Source organism: Enterococcus ureasiticus (assembly GCF_001730285.1).
In the GTDB taxonomy this organism is placed as follows: domain Bacteria; phylum Bacillota; class Bacilli; order Lactobacillales; family Enterococcaceae; genus Enterococcus_L; species Enterococcus_L ureasiticus.
This window is the reverse complement of sequence record NZ_MIJZ01000014.1, coordinates 45,295-59,948: the sequence shown is the minus strand read 5'-3', so window position 1 is coordinate 59,948 and position 14,654 is coordinate 45,295. Positions and strand designations below refer to the sequence as shown.

Here is a 14,654-nt window from a genome sequence, read left to right as displayed (position 1 = left end):
GATTGGATATAGTGAAACAAGCTTTCTTTAATGAGAAAGCTTGTTTTTTTATTACTATTTTCAATCTAGTTTCAACAACTAGATTGAATGTTTTTGGAAAGAATGTTAAACTGTTTTAGTAAATAGAAGGAGGGATCTTGTGAATGAAATAAAATCCTCTTTAGAAATTTGGGGAAAAGAATTGGTGGATGTCCACTTGCCACGATGGCATGAATTGCCCGAATTAGAATTATATATGGATCAAGTCATCACACTAGTTGAACGGTACTTGTCACCAGTTATTTTAAAGGAAAAGCATACCTTGCTGACTTCGTCGATGGTCAATAATTATGTGAAATTAGGACTGATACCAGCCCCAAATAAAAAACGTTACAATCAAAAGCATTTGGCTTTTTTAATAGCCATTACGTTATTAAAGCAAGTTCTAACTATACCGGAAATCAAACAAGGCATTCTTTATCAAGGTGCAGCAGTTGGTATTCGTGAAGCATATAATCTTTTTTGTGACGAACAAGAAGCAGCTTTGGCAGTAGTTGTTGCTCAAGCCTTAGGAAATGAACCAGTCGCAGCTTTTAATCAACCTATACCAGTAGAATTTTTAATTGTAAAAGGTGCAACTTTATCATTTGCCACCAAATTATTTACTGAGAAGGTCATTGAATTAGCACAAAAAAAATTAGAAGAAGATGGAGAAAAAGTGGATGAATAAAGAGAAAATTGCATTACTAGTAGATTCGGGGACAGATGTGCCTAGGGAGTTAGTTGAACAATATGGGATGTACATGATTCCGTTGCAAATTATATATAAAGACCGCATTTATACAGATAAAGTAGATATCACACCAGAAGAAGTTTACGAGCGTTTAGCTGTAGAGATTCCAAGTACATCATTGCCAGATGGTGAAACAATCACGAAAATTTTTGAAAAAATCAAAGCAGACGGTTATGAAAAAGTATTGGCTGTGACAATTTCCAGCGGATTGAGCGGAACATTTAATGTGGTTCGTTTGATTGCAGAAGAATTTGAAGGATTAGAAACATTCGTTTTGGATACAAAAAATATCGGAATAGGTAGTGGTCTTCAAGCGATTGAAGCAGCTAAATTGGTCGAAGCAGGCCTTCCGTGGAATGAAATTAAAACAAAATTAACGAATAATGTAGCGAAAGCCAAAGTCTTTTTCAATGTTGCGACGCTTGAATATTTGCAAAAAGGTGGACGGATCGGTTTGGTTGCGTCGATTTTAGGAACGGCGTTAAAATTAAATCCAATTATTTCTTGTAACGGTGAAGGTGTTTATCATACTGTAGCTAAAGCACGTGGTAGAAAGAAAAGCTTGGATAAAACGTTCGAATTAGTAAAAGATTTCATTGGAGATCATAAGAAATTCGTGTTAGCAGTTGCCCAAGGACAAGCAGTAGAAGAAGCGGAAAGCTTTTACGAAAAGTTGAAGGAACAGTTTCCTCAAGCAGAAAAGATTTATTTTGGTACGATCAGTCCAGCTTTAGTTGTTCACACAGGACCAGGACTTTTAGGGATTGGAATCCAATTGTTAGACTAAATTTAAATACCGACAAAAGAGCATTTATTAGATGCTTTTTGTTGGTATTCTTTTTATTTTCCTCTTATGATTATATGTATCAATCATATTGAGATATTACTCATTGAACTTTCTCTCAATTTTAGTTGAAACTATCACGAAAACTTTCATGAATGTGATAATCTATTTAAGAATAAAAGTGAAGGGAGGGGAATATATGAAAAAAGCAATTGCAGAATGTCTTGGAACATTTATCTTGGTTTTCTTTGGTACAGCAACAGCTGTTTTAGGAGGCGGGATTGAAGGTATTGGTACAACTGGGATCGCTTTAGCTTTTGGTTTGACGATCATTGCAGCAGCTTACAGCATTGGTACAATCTCTGGGGCTCATTTAAATCCAGCAGTTTCATTGGGGATGTGGGTCAATAAACGAATCTCAACAATGGATTTAGTTTATTATATCGTTGGTCAAATCATTGGTGGTTTGATTGCTTCTTTTGCTTTGCTATCAATTTTGAATGCATCAGGAAGAGAAACAACAAACTTAGGTCAAAATGGTTTTGGTGACTTTAGCGCAGTTGGTGCTTTAACCGTGGAAATTATTTTAACATTTATTTTTGTTTTGGTTATCATGACTGTCACAAGTACCAAAAAAGGCAATGCGAAACTTGCAGGAATCGTGATTGGTTTGACATTAACAATGATTCACTTAGTGGGAATTCCGCTAACTGGTACATCTGTCAACCCGGCTAGAAGCTTAGGTCCAGCAATTTTTGCAGGAGGAGAAGCATTATCTCAAGTTTGGCTATTTATCGTAGCACCACTGATTGGTGGTGTACTTGCTGCTTTAGTTGGCAAATACTTACTTGATACTGAAGAGTAAAAGCAAAAAAAAGTGTTTGATAGAATCATTCTATCAAGCACTTTTTTTGTGTAAGACCATTACATATTTTTTATTCCAGTTTGGTAATGAGCAAAAATTGGACCAGACAAATCAAACTTAAACGTATTACGATCAACAAGTCCGACGACTTCTTGGCTTTGATAAAGTTCTATGAGAAATTGAGCCATCTCTTTTGCAGTGTGAAATGTTCCAAAACCTTTAATGTAGTCATAAGATTTTGAGCCATTGGCAACTTGAGCAAATTCTGTTTCAGTAGCGGCTGGTGCTAAGACTTTTGCTTTAAGGGGAGATCCTTTGGTTTGTAACTCCAAAGCAATCGCTTCAGTAAATGCACTTACATAAAATTTTGTTGCACAATACGTAGCAGCATTTGGAACATTTTTGTATCCACCAGAAGAAGAAACGTTAATCAATTGTGTATTCTCTTTGTTTTCATAATCTGTGACATAAAGAGAGGATAGTAACGTTAGGGCTTCGATATTCAAATGCAACATTTGACTGACCTTTTCTAAATCTTGGTCAGCGACTGAATGGTAATAGCCAAAACCAGCATTATTGATCCATGTTTCAATGTCATAAATTTTTAAATCCTGGTACAAATCAAGTACGTTTTCTTTTTGAGATAAGTCGACGGTTTTATTCACGATCTCAAGAGTAGGATGTTCTAATAAAATTTCCTCTTTCAAATGATCAAGTAGATCAGTCCTTCGAGCAATTAAGATAAGATTTTTCTCTAGTTTGGCAAATGCTTTGGCGGCTTCCAACCCAATTCCAGAACTTGCGCCTGTGATTACTGTGTACTTCATAAAAATTCCTCCTAATTTAAAAGTGTAGTGGGCTCATTCAACTCTGACAGATTTTAGGAATTGATGAGATCGAAGCAGAGCGTAGTGCTAGCCCGTGAAACAAGATGATGCTAAAACGTAAACTGAGTGGTACAATCGAAGTATAAGGGTTAGAGACGACTCTAAAGCAAGAGAAAAATAAAAGAAGGTGGAAAATATGTATACAATCAGTGAATTTGCAAAAAAAATTGGCATCAGTGAGCACACGTTACGGTATTATGAAAAAGAAGGATTGATTGAACCAGCTAGAGATGAACACAATTATCGTGTTTTTGGTGAAGAAGAAGTGGAGTGGGCGAATTTTGTGATCAAGCTAAAAAACACAGGTATTTCGCTAAAGGAAATAAAAAAATATACTCAGTTAAGAAATCTCGGAGATTCAACGATCACAGAACGCAAAAACTTATTATTAAACCATCGGATAAAAATCCTAACCGAATATGAAAGAGCGAAAAGTCATCTTGACTTACTGGATAATAAAATTACGTTATATGAACAGATGGAAAAAAAGTATAAAAAATAAACCGTATACTGTTTGATTGTTGAAAAAAGCAAACAGTATATGGTTTTTATTTAAAAAAAAGTAATCATTTTTGTTGTTGTATCGACTGTCGCTTGATCTCCGATCGGGATTGTAAAAATCGGTTGTGTATGACCAAAGTTCATATCATAAATCACAGGAATCTCTCGTAATAAAGGATATTTAGATAGAATTGCTAAAAGCCGTTCTTCGGTCATTTCGGTTTCTTTAGGAAACCGTCCAATCAGTAAGGCTTTAGGATGCTTCACTACTTGGAGCAAGGCGGCTAATCCGCGAGCGAAATCATGATAATCATCTTCTTCAGCAGTTTCAACAAATAAAATAGCACATTCGAGATTTGGTAAAAAACGAGTACCAAAAAGCAATTGAAAAGTACCTAAATTGCCGCCGTAACAAGTTCCAGTCACAGGGGCCGAGTGGCTGTAGACTTTCCAATCATTGGCTAATAATGTACGTTTTGGGTCGGGTAAATACCATTCATCTTGGCTCCATGATTCAGAGGCAGATACATCAAACGCTTTTTCATCAGTGGTTGCATGCAAAAAAGTTTCAGTTTGATAATCTTGCAGTTCATCCATTTGAAAACTAGAAAAATGTGGGCCTACATACGTAAGTAATTTTGTCTTAGCCGTAATCGCATTACACAATGCTGTGATGTCGCTATAACCGCAAAAAACTTTTGGATGTCGTTTAATTAGTTCAAAATCAAGGTAAGGCAGTAATTCATTACTATTGAAACCGCCAATCGCTGTTAAAATTCCTTTGACATGATCATCAGAAAAAGCTGCATGCAGATCTTTAACTCGGCTCATGATCGAAGAAGAGCCAAGGATATCATATTCATTCGTATGTTCAGCAAAGGTGACGTTAAACCCTAAAGCTGTCAATTTTTCCTCAGCGGATTTAATACCCAGGTCCGTTAAACGCGAAAAACTGCTAGATGGTGCAATGACTCGAATTTCATCACCTGCTTGTAATCGTGGTGCTTTCATTTTATCGCTTCCTTCTAAAAAAACTTATTCCTAATTATAGTCAGAAAGCCTTTGTTTTTGCAAGATATAGATAAGAAAGGGTAAGGATTTTTTCTCAAAGATGAAACAGTGGACAAAATAAGGTATAATGAGAGAGAATATGGTTAGACTACGAAAAGACAAAAGAAAAAAGAGGTGCCTCTTATATGAAGAAAATATTAGTTGTAGATGATGAAAAGCCGATTTCGGATATTGTAAAATACAACCTTACTAAAGAAGGATATGAAGTCTTCACAGCTTATGATGGTGAAGAAGCTGTTGAAAAAGTAAAAGAAGTAGAACCGGATTTGATAATCCTTGATTTGATGTTACCAAAAATGGATGGACTAGAAGTAGCAAGAGAAGTGCGTAAAACCTATGATATGCCAATCATTATGGTGACAGCTAAAGATTCTGAAATCGATAAAGTTTTAGGATTAGAATTAGGTGCAGATGATTATGTGACTAAACCATTCTCTAATCGTGAACTCGTAGCCCGGGTAAAAGCAAATCTACGCCGTGGTGCTACAAATGCTAAAGAAGCAGAATCAACGACACAATCGGAACTTACGATCGGAGATTTGACGATCCATCCAGATGCTTATATGGTATCAAAACGTGGCGGCAAGATCGAGTTGACGCATCGTGAGTTTGAATTGCTTTATTATTTAGCTAAACATATCGGTCAAGTGATGACTCGTGAGCATTTACTTCAAACGGTTTGGGGTTATGATTATTTTGGTGATGTTCGTACAGTGGATGTTACTGTACGCCGTTTAAGAGAGAAGATTGAGGACAGTCCAAGTCATCCGACCTATTTAGTCACACGTCGAGGTGTCGGTTACTATCTTCGAAACCCTGAACAGGAGTAGTGAATTATGAAGAAAAAAGTTCACTTTTTTCAATCAGTAAATTTTAAGATTGCATTGTCATTTATTTTGTTATTATTGATTGCGATCCAAATTATCGGTGGATACTTCATCCGTGAACTGGAATCGACAACAATTAATGACTACAAACAAAATGTTGATCGACAGGTCTTCCAACTAGCCAGCACGCTCAGTCAAAAGCTAGGTGAAAAAGACCGTGATCGAACAGAGATCGATGCCAATTTGAAAAAAACATTAAGTGATTTTTCAGCTTCTGAAACGATTGAAGCTCGTGTAGTTGATGATAAAGGAATTGTAAGAGCAACAAGCGATTTAAATCGGCAAGGCATCGTTGGTAAGAAAAATGATTATCGTGACTTGAATGACTTTAGTACAAAAAAATATTCAGCTATTGATAATGATAAACGTGTATATATCAATGTTCAGCCTATCCAATCCCCGACTGGCGACACAGTCATCGGGGTTCTTTATGTTAAGAGTAATACAGAAAACAAATATCAAGAGATTACTGACACGGCTCGAATTTTCTTTACGGCTTCACTAATAGCTGGTGCGATCTCGATTATTGTTACGATTTTGATTGCAAGATCGATTACTCAACCAATTGGCGAAATGCGAGAACAAGCGTTACGAATTGCCAAGGGAGATTATACTGGTAAAGTCAAAGTCTATGGTAAAGATGAGTTAGGCCAACTGGCAGAAACCTTCAATCAGCTTTCTGAACGGATCGAAGAAGCACAAGAAACGATGGAAGCTGAACGGAATCGTTTAGATAGCGTACTGGCCCACATGACAGATGGGGTAATTGCGACAGATAGGCGAGGTAAAGTTATTACAATCAATGAAATGGCCCTTTCTTTATTAAATGTGAAAGACGAAGATGTGATTGGCTCTTCTTTGCTGGAATTATTAGATATCGAAACGGATTACACACTGCGGAAATTATTGGAAGAGCCAGAAGAGATTTTGATTGATCGTTCTTTGTCATCTATGGAAGAAGACCAAATGATCATTCGTGTTGATTTTGCAATGATCCGCCGAGAATCTGGCTTTATAACGGGACTTGTTTGTGTGCTTCATGATGTAACGGAACAAGAGAAGAATGAGCGTGAACGTCGTGAATTCGTTTCAAATGTTTCACACGAGTTACGGACGCCTTTAACAAGTATGCGGAGCTATATTGAAGCGCTGAGTGAAGGGGCTTGGGAAAATCCTGAGATCGCACCTAATTTCTTAAAAGTCACCTTGGAAGAAACGGATCGAATGATTCGGATGATCAATGATTTATTGAATCTTTCAAGAATGGATTCTGGTAACGGTGAATTACAGTTAGAATATGTCAATTTCAATGAATTGATCAATTTTGTTTTGGACCGTTTTGATATGATGGTTGAAGCAAATGATAAAAATTATACGATCCATCGTGAGTTCACCAAACGTGATTTGTGGGTGGAATTAGATACAGATAAAGTGATTCAAGTTTTGGATAACATTTTAAATAATGCAATCAAATACTCACCAGATGGTGGAGAAATTACGTGCCGTCTACTTGAAACCCACAATAACGTTGTATTCAGTGTAACCGACCAAGGATTAGGTATCCCTAAAAAAGATATCAGCAAGGTCTTCGAGCGTTTCTATCGTGTGGATAAAGCACGTGCGAGAGAACAAGGTGGAACAGGACTCGGTCTCGCCATCTCAAGAGAAGTAGTAAAAGCTCACAATGGTACAATCTGGGTGGAAAGTCAAGAAGGCCAAGGCTCTACCTTTTATATTTCCTTGCCTTATGAACCTTATGAGGAGGATTGGTGGGAATGAAAATAACAGAAAAAATTGTAAGATTCGGTTTGATTTTCCTAGTGCTACTCAGTTTGTACTTTTCGGTTAGCATTTGGATCAGTTCTTCAAAGAAAGAACAACCAATCAAGAATGATTCACAACTTGCGACTACTGTTGTGAATGAACGATTAGACACAGATGTATTTTTACCATTACATTTGGTTCGTATGCAAAATGGAAAATCAGAAATGAATACGAGTGAAAATCTAATCACGAATATTCAAAACGAAATAAAACATAGTTCATTTGGTAAATTGACTCAAACAGTTGTAGGTAATTCAGAGCAATTTGAAAAATACTTATCAATGGAACTAGGGGTTGAATTACTTTATGAGGGACCGTTTTTATTAAGTGAATATATTTCTGTATATAATTTAAATCTTCAGTTAACGGATCTCAGTGCTGATCAAATTTTCTTTACGTGTATTCAAGTGGATTTGGCTCAAAATAAAATTCGTTTCTTGGATTTTAACCGTAAAGATGTCTATGAAGCATCGATTTCAATGGATAACGAAAAAGTTTTAAATTTAATGAACAAAGTCGGCGTGCAATATAACCAAATTTCAGATCAACAAGCTGTTGCAGGGAAACATTACTATTTGTCAGAAGACCAAAAAATGAAAAAATATAGTTATATTTTAGCCTCTCAACCTGTAACAAAATTTAGAAATGCCTTTTTCTCTAACACCGATAACATTCAAACGAATGAAGACAGTAAGGATCTATCCTATACAAGCGGTAGTGAACGGCTGACTGTAGACGAAAAACTTGGGACGATCCATTTCAACGGTAATATAGAAGCTAGGACAGCGAAAGATAATATTTATTCTGATAGTTTTAATTATATAAAAAAATTAGGAACGAACATGGGGAATATTCGCTACTTTGATCGGACAGATACTGAGATCAATTATCGTACGTTTGTAGAAGGGTTTCCAGTCTTTAGTGAAAATGATAAAGGACAAGTTCGAATCACGATTGGAAACGACAAAGCTGAAAAATCAACTGTGGTAATCGAAACAAGTGTTGATACGATTCAAGTACCGATTCCTTCAGAAGAAGAAGTTGTTTTGAAAAGTACTGAAAGCTTATTAGAACAATTGATAGCAAATGGAGCGAATTCGGAAAAAATTAATTCAATGATGATCGGTTATACTTGGCATAAAATTGAGGAAATAACGCAAGTTGTTGATCTCACTCCAGAATGGTACATTCGCTATGACAATAAATGGTATCCAGAACGTGAATTACTGGAAAAATTAGCGAATTTGGAGGTGGAATAATGGACTTCAAACGAATTGAGTGGATTTTTTTCCTTGCTTTTTTGGGCTTAAATATGTTCCTTTTCGGTATTTATCAAGAAGGGTTAAAAGAAGAAAACAATGTTTCTTATTCTGATCAGACCGATAGCATTGAAAAACGATTAAGTAAAGATGGGATTTCATACAAAGGAACGCTTTCCGGAGAAAAAAAAGAAGGATACTATTTGAGCGGTGAACAGACGAATTTTTATGATGCAATTCAGGCTGAACGAGAAACTAGAGACCGTAATTTCTTTAAAAACGGAATCGAAGTAGTCGATAATTCATTAACCGTTTATCCTCAGATGAATTATGCTCAAACAAGCTACTTTATTGATGAAAAAAATGTTGAAAAATCATTAGAAGCGTTCTTAAATGATAGAGATAGTGTTCTGTTTGGGAGTCAATATCGTTATTTACCAGATTTTTCCATTTTAGATGGAGAGTTTCCAGAAATTATCGTTTCTCAAAGCTATAAGAGTATCTCATTTAAAGATGATACGGCTCAAATTTCACTAAAATTAGAGAAATCAGATGAGTCTGATGGTTTACACAAAATTTATAAGTATACGCAAACTCATATTCAAGGAATTGAAGAACTACGTGATAAGATGGATTTATCTTCTGAACGGGATGCAATCGAAACCTTGTACATCAATAATAAGATTCCAAGTAACGCTAAAATCACCTTTAGAAAGCTAGCTTATACGAGAATTTATAAAATTCGTGAGAAAAATGTATATGTTCCTGTGTGGTTTGTCGGCATCAAATCCAGCGGTAATAACTTACAGATCGAACAGGTGAATGCTATGAGCAATACGATTATTACAAATAATAGTGTGCCAAAGGTGGAAAATCAGTAGTGATGGATGTATAATAAGTAGCTGTAGACCAAAGAAGGGAAGCGAGAAGAAAAATGAGTCAAGAAAAAGCTTTTAATATCAGCATTCTTGCTAGCGGCAGTACAGGTAATTCCCTTTTTATTGAAACAGAGAAGAAAAAGCTGCTTATAGATGCAGGGCTAAGTGGAAAAAAAATTACATCCTTACTAGCTGAGGTCGACCGTAAACCAGAAGATTTGGATGCTATTTTAGTAACACATGAGCATCGTGATCATATTCATGGTGTCGGTGTTTTGGCTAGAAAATATAAATTAGATGTCTATGCGAATGAAAAAACATGGGCAGCGATGGATCCTTTGATTGGAAATGTTGCTGTTGAGCAAAAACATATCTTTGATATGGGCAAAGTTTTGACCTTCGGTGATATGGATATCGAGAGTTTTGGTGTTTCTCATGATGCAGCGGCTCCGCAGTTTTATCGTTTCTTTAAAGATAACCGTTCGTTTGTGATGCTGACAGATACAGGTTATTGCAGTGATCATGTTCGTGGAACGATCAAAGATGCGGATGCTTACCTCATCGAAAGCAATCACGAATTAGAAATTTTACGAATGGGGCCATATCCTTGGAGTTTAAAACAACGAATTTTGGGCGATAAAGGACATTTGTCTAATGATGATGGTGCATTAACAATGGCTGATGTGATCGGGGATCACACAAAAAGAATTTATTTGGGGCATTTGAGTAAAGAGAATAATACCAAAGAGCATGCTAGGATGGCGATGGAGTCGATTTTAGCTGAAAAGGGTCTAGGTGTGAACTTTGACTTTAATGTTTATGATACAGATCCAGAATCAGCATCAGAGTTATTTGCAATTTGATGGGTAGAAACAGAGCTCAAGACACAGTCGGTTAGGGTTGAAGGGTTCCCACAAATCACAAAAGGTAATTATTGTGATTTGTAGGACTCCAAAGATCCTACCTTTTTTTGTTATGCAATGAAATTGTTATATAAGTTTTAATTAAATATATCTTGCCTTGAATTTTTATGGCAGTAGCAGTATAGTTAATTATATTTTGGAATGTTAAAAAAACAGATGCTAAGAATAGAATTGCTGGTGTTATTTTTAGCAGTAGGAGGAATTAGATGTTTCAGTTTTTACCTCATTCAGTTTTGCAAATGGGCACTATTTTTTTATCGATCGTAATCGAAGCGTTGCCGTTCGTTATGCTTGGTTGCGTGATATCAGGGGCATTACATGTTTTTTTAACGCCGGAACGAGTGAAACGATTACTCCCTAAAAATAAATTTTTATCGATCATTGTGGGAAGTTTTTTAGGATTCTTTTTTCCCTCTTGTGAATGTGGAATTGTGCCAATCGTGCATCAATTTGTTAAAAAAGATGTGCCGACCTATACGGCTTTTGCTTTTATGATAACGGCACCGATCATTAATCCAATTGTTCTTTTTTCAACCTATATTGCTTTTGGAAATTCTGTGAAATTTGTTATTTGGCGTGTGCTTGGCAGTATGTTAGTGGCGCTAGTTGTGGGTGTTTGGTTGGCGTACATCAATAAAGAACCGATTTTACAGGATTCTGCTTTTGATAGCACTTGTGCTATAGAGGATGAAGAGCATCAACATGAAAAAGAAACGTTTTGGCATAAATGCTGGTCTGTCCTCACACATGGAATCGATGAGTTTTTTGATACAGGACGTTATTTGATTTTTGGTTCACTATTAGCGGCTGCCATGCAGACCTATTTACCGACAGGTGCGATGTTACAGCTAGGGTATACAAAACTTTTAGCAATTCTAGTCATGCTTGTTTTAGCCGCAACTTTGTCATTATGTTCTGAGGCCGATGCTTTTATTGGTTCTTCGTTATTGAGTTTATTTGGTAATGGCCCAGTCGTTGGGTTTCTCGTTTTTGGACCAATGGTAGATATCAAAAATTTATTAATGATGAAACGTTATTTTAAGACATCCTTTATGTTAAAATTTGTCGGTATTGTAACGGTTGTTGTTAGTCTTTATGCATTAGCAATCTAAGGAGGGAAGAAAAGATGATTCGATTTTTGATTTTAATTGGCTATACGACGTTGATGATGTTTTTACAAGTATCGGGCAGGTTGAATCAATATATAAATGTTCATTACCGCTACTTAGCTATTTTATCGATGCTACTTTCTTTCGTCTTAGCGATGGTTCAGTTGATTCTATGGAATAAAGAGGACGATAAAAAGACAACAGAACATCATCATCATCACGAAGAGGAGCATGATCATGGATTGAATAAGCCTTACCAAAGAGGAATTGCTTATGTATTACTGGCATTGCCTTTGGTTGTCGGTTTTATGTTTCCAACCGTTAGTTTGGATACGTCGATCGTTGAAGCGAAGGGGTTCAATTTTCCCTTAAGTAAAGAATCTGTTGGTGATCCGGATGTACAAACGCAGTATCTAAAACCGGATACTAGCATTTATTTTGATAAAACAGATTATGATAAACAGATGAAACAAGCGTTAACGAGTTATATCGAAGATGATAAAGTAACTGTTACTGAAGAAAATTACTTAGAAGTGATGGAACTGATCTATAATTATCCGAGTGAATTTATTGGAAAGACAATTTCTTATAAAGGTTTTGCATTTAATTCTTCACAAAATGAGGAAGCAAATATGTTTGTTTTTCGTTTTGGTATCATTCATTGTGTGGCAGATTCAGGAGTATTTGGATTATTGACACATATGCCAGAAGGACAGACATTTAAAAATAATGACTGGGTAGAAGTAACCGGAACAATCCATTCTGGTTATTATGCACCATTTAAACGAGAGATTCCAATGGTGGATGTTACGAAGGTAAAACAAGTTGAAGAACCAAAAAACCAATATGTTTATCGTTCGTTCTAGAAAAAAACAGCCAAAAATCGGCTGTTTTTTTTTATTTTTCCCAGGCAAGCTGATATTCCAATTCGCCAGTACTATCTACTTGTTGATTTATTTGTTTAAATCCTTGTTTTTTATAAAATTTCACAGCATTTTGATTTCTCACATAGACTGAAAGACTTAATGTATCATGAGTACGTTTCGCTTCGTTTAGTAACTTTTGACCGATTCCTTTACTACGATAGTTACTCAGTACGAAAATCCCAGCAATATAATTCTCATTCATGCCTAGAAACGCAATGATTTTATTGTTTTCACTATAAGTATAAAGATCAGCTTGAGGTAGTTGTTCCCTTACGAAAGCGAGATTATCTTTCCAGTAAGATTCTGGAATAAAGGGATGTGCTTCGCAATTAGCTGTTAGCCAAATCTTCATTATCTCTTCTAATTCAAAAGGCGTTAGTGTATTGATTTTTTTGATCATTTTTCTATTCCTCCTAATAGTTATTTATGAAAGAATACAGATAGCACTCATCAATTCACCTCTTTAATGTGGTAGCTAAAACTAGCGTTTCTTTTCTTTTTTGTTTCTAATCAATCCGACTATTTCCCGCTTTTCTCTAAAGTTGCGAATATTATGATTCAAAACTTCAGACAAAACTAAACCTAAGGCAATTGCACCTGCGATCATGATGGCTTGTACACTTGAATAAATAGCAGTTTCGTAGTTTCCTATAACTAAATTTCGTACGGCTTGATAAGCAAGTCCACCGGGCACTAAAGGAACCATTCCTGGAATATTGAAAATAGTAACAGGTAATTTTAGTTTTCGTGAGCAAAAAAAACTAACCGCGGCAACACTCAAAGCACCTAATAAAGAGCCTAAAGCAGCATTAGCACCTAATTGAATCGAAAACCAATAAAACATCCAGCCGGAAGCACCAGATAAACCACACGCAACTAGTGAACGTCTAGGCACATTTGTGATAATAGCATAGGCCGATGAAGCTAAAAAACTAAATGAAAACTGAACCAGTAAATTGATCATTCGAAACCCTCCAGATTCTTATAAATGAGCGACTTAAATTGGCGAAGGTTTTTCCTAATAAAACAATTGAAAAACAAACGCAATGGCAAAACCGATCATGGAGGACGTCATCATTGCTTCCGTTCCTCTAGAAACACCTGAAAGGTAATGGCCTGCCAGTAAATCTCGTAAGGCATTCGTGATCTGAACACCTGGGACAAGCGGCATCACACAGCCAATAATGATCATATCTTGATTAACGCCTAACCCAATTTTACTGCTTAAAAGTGCTGCACAACCAATAAAGAAGGCAGCCAAAAACTCCGAAAGAAACTTAATACGTAACACTTTCAAACTGCTGTAATAAAGCATATAACCCAAACCGCCGATTAAACAAGTCAAAAGTAAATCAGACCAGACACCGCCAAACAAAATCATGATCGTTCCACTGACAACCGCAGCACTGACAAACCTCATCCACAAAGGGAAAAACTTTCGTTCTTGTTCTAAGCTTTTTAGCTTTTCTAAAAGCTCATCTAGTGTGTAAAGTCCAGTGACATACTCTCTAGAAAGCTGATTGATTGTGGATACTTTTTCTAAATTAATCGAACGGTTTAAAATTTGGACCATCCGAATGGTTGATGTGCCATCTAGTCCCACGAAAAGCCCCGTTTGGGTAACGTAGCTCACAAGGCGATAATTTCCTGATGCCAAGGCAATCCGACTCATCGTATCTTCTACCCGATACATTTCAGCATCACTTTCCAGCATGATTTTCCCAGCTAGCAAACAAGTTTCTAAGACTTTTTCTATATCTATCGTTGCCATTTATTTTCCTCACTTTTAAGTTCTATCATCTCATCTATGATTAGTATAGTTTATTATAGCCTGAAAAAATAGCACGGAACAATAAAAAGATAATACTCTATCAAGCAATTTGCACAAACAAAAAAATCATCTTAATTATAAGAATATTTAGACATTAGAATATCCCTGTAACACTTCTTATCGTATAATAGGAAAAA

Annotated in this window: 16 protein-coding genes; 11 read left to right on the top strand and 5 right to left on the bottom strand. The window is 36.1% G+C overall.

The window, feature by feature from the left end:
• Nucleotides 1-139: 139 nt before the first annotated feature.
• From BCR21_RS11110 to BCR21_RS11100, 3 genes are all read left to right on the top strand, one after another.
• Nucleotides 140-709 (top strand): DUF1836 domain-containing protein, encoded by a 570-nt coding sequence (locus BCR21_RS11110; RefSeq protein WP_069646534.1) that lies wholly within the window; start codon nt 140-142, stop codon nt 707-709.
• On the top strand, nt 702-1,559 hold the full coding sequence (locus BCR21_RS11105; protein WP_069646533.1) for a DegV family protein: 858 nt from the start codon (nt 702-704) through the stop codon (nt 1,557-1,559). Before BCR21_RS11110 ends, BCR21_RS11105 begins: the two co-directional genes overlap by 8 nt.
• Before the next feature lie 196 nt (nt 1,560-1,755).
• Nucleotides 1,756-2,421 (top strand): MIP family channel protein, encoded by a 666-nt coding sequence (locus BCR21_RS11100; protein WP_069646532.1) that lies wholly within the window; start codon nt 1,756-1,758, stop codon nt 2,419-2,421.
• 59 nt (nt 2,422-2,480) lie between these two features.
• Here the strand turns inward: BCR21_RS11100 and BCR21_RS11095 are convergent, their stop codons facing one another.
• Nucleotides 2,481-3,248 carry an SDR family NAD(P)-dependent oxidoreductase gene (locus tag BCR21_RS11095; RefSeq protein WP_069646531.1) on the bottom strand — a complete coding sequence of 256 codons (768 nt, stop codon included), beginning with the start codon at nt 3,246-3,248 and terminating at the stop codon, nt 2,481-2,483.
• A gap of 196 nt (nt 3,249-3,444) precedes the next feature.
• Between BCR21_RS11095 and BCR21_RS11090 the strand changes: the two genes are divergently transcribed.
• Nucleotides 3,445-3,810, top strand: coding sequence for a MerR family transcriptional regulator (locus BCR21_RS11090; RefSeq protein WP_069646530.1), 366 nt, complete (start codon nt 3,445-3,447; stop codon nt 3,808-3,810).
• 50 nt (nt 3,811-3,860) lie between these two features.
• On the opposite strand, the gene BCR21_RS11085 is transcribed toward BCR21_RS11090, so the two are convergent.
• The gene (locus tag BCR21_RS11085; protein ID WP_069646529.1) at nt 3,861-4,820 is read right to left on the bottom strand and encodes a S66 family peptidase; all 960 of its coding nucleotides are present in this window, start codon (nt 4,818-4,820) and stop codon (nt 3,861-3,863) included.
• A 185-nt stretch (nt 4,821-5,005) separates the two neighbouring features.
• Between BCR21_RS11085 and yycF the strand changes: the two genes are divergently transcribed.
• From yycF to BCR21_RS11050, 7 genes are all read left to right on the top strand, one after another.
• Nucleotides 5,006-5,710 carry a response regulator YycF gene (gene yycF / locus BCR21_RS11080; RefSeq protein ID WP_069646528.1) on the top strand — a complete coding sequence of 235 codons (705 nt, stop codon included), beginning with the start codon at nt 5,006-5,008 and terminating at the stop codon, nt 5,708-5,710.
• A gap of 6 nt (nt 5,711-5,716) precedes the next feature.
• The gene (gene walK / locus BCR21_RS11075; protein ID WP_069646527.1) at nt 5,717-7,546 is read left to right on the top strand and encodes a cell wall metabolism sensor histidine kinase WalK; all 1,830 of its coding nucleotides are present in this window, start codon (nt 5,717-5,719) and stop codon (nt 7,544-7,546) included.
• A complete protein-coding gene (locus BCR21_RS11070; RefSeq protein WP_069646526.1) occupies nt 7,543-8,850 on the top strand; it encodes a YycH family regulatory protein in 1,308 nt (435 codons plus the stop codon). Before walK ends, BCR21_RS11070 begins: the two co-directional genes overlap by 4 nt.
• Nucleotides 8,850-9,731 carry a two-component system regulatory protein YycI gene (locus BCR21_RS11065; RefSeq protein ID WP_069646525.1) on the top strand — a complete coding sequence of 294 codons (882 nt, stop codon included), beginning with the start codon at nt 8,850-8,852 and terminating at the stop codon, nt 9,729-9,731. The genes BCR21_RS11070 and BCR21_RS11065 overlap by 1 nt, the downstream gene beginning before the upstream one ends.
• A 53-nt stretch (nt 9,732-9,784) precedes the next feature.
• A complete protein-coding gene (locus BCR21_RS11060; RefSeq protein WP_069646524.1) occupies nt 9,785-10,591 on the top strand; it encodes an MBL fold metallo-hydrolase in 807 nt (268 codons plus the stop codon).
• A gap of 266 nt (nt 10,592-10,857) precedes the next feature.
• Nucleotides 10,858-11,763, top strand: a complete 906-nt coding sequence (locus tag BCR21_RS11055; protein ID WP_069646523.1) for a permease — start codon at nt 10,858-10,860, stop codon at nt 11,761-11,763.
• A gap of 14 nt (nt 11,764-11,777) precedes the next feature.
• The gene (locus tag BCR21_RS11050; RefSeq protein WP_069646522.1) at nt 11,778-12,626 is read left to right on the top strand and encodes a TIGR03943 family putative permease subunit; all 849 of its coding nucleotides are present in this window, start codon (nt 11,778-11,780) and stop codon (nt 12,624-12,626) included.
• A 31-nt stretch (nt 12,627-12,657) separates the two neighbouring features.
• Here the strand turns inward: BCR21_RS11050 and BCR21_RS11045 are convergent, their stop codons facing one another.
• The 3 genes from BCR21_RS11045 to BCR21_RS11035 all read right to left on the bottom strand — a co-directional run bounded on the left by BCR21_RS11045 (nt 12,658) and on the right by BCR21_RS11035 (nt 14,457).
• Complete coding sequence (locus BCR21_RS11045; protein ID WP_069646521.1) at nt 12,658-13,086, bottom strand: GNAT family N-acetyltransferase; 429 nt, start codon at nt 13,084-13,086, stop codon at nt 12,658-12,660.
• An 81-nt stretch (nt 13,087-13,167) separates the two neighbouring features.
• Nucleotides 13,168-13,650 carry a threonine/serine exporter family protein gene (locus BCR21_RS11040; protein WP_069646520.1) on the bottom strand — a complete coding sequence of 161 codons (483 nt, stop codon included), beginning with the start codon at nt 13,648-13,650 and terminating at the stop codon, nt 13,168-13,170.
• 54 nt (nt 13,651-13,704) lie between these two features.
• Nucleotides 13,705-14,457 carry a threonine/serine exporter family protein gene (locus BCR21_RS11035; RefSeq protein ID WP_069646519.1) on the bottom strand — a complete coding sequence of 251 codons (753 nt, stop codon included), beginning with the start codon at nt 14,455-14,457 and terminating at the stop codon, nt 13,705-13,707.
• Nucleotides 14,458-14,654: the final 197 nt, after the last annotated feature.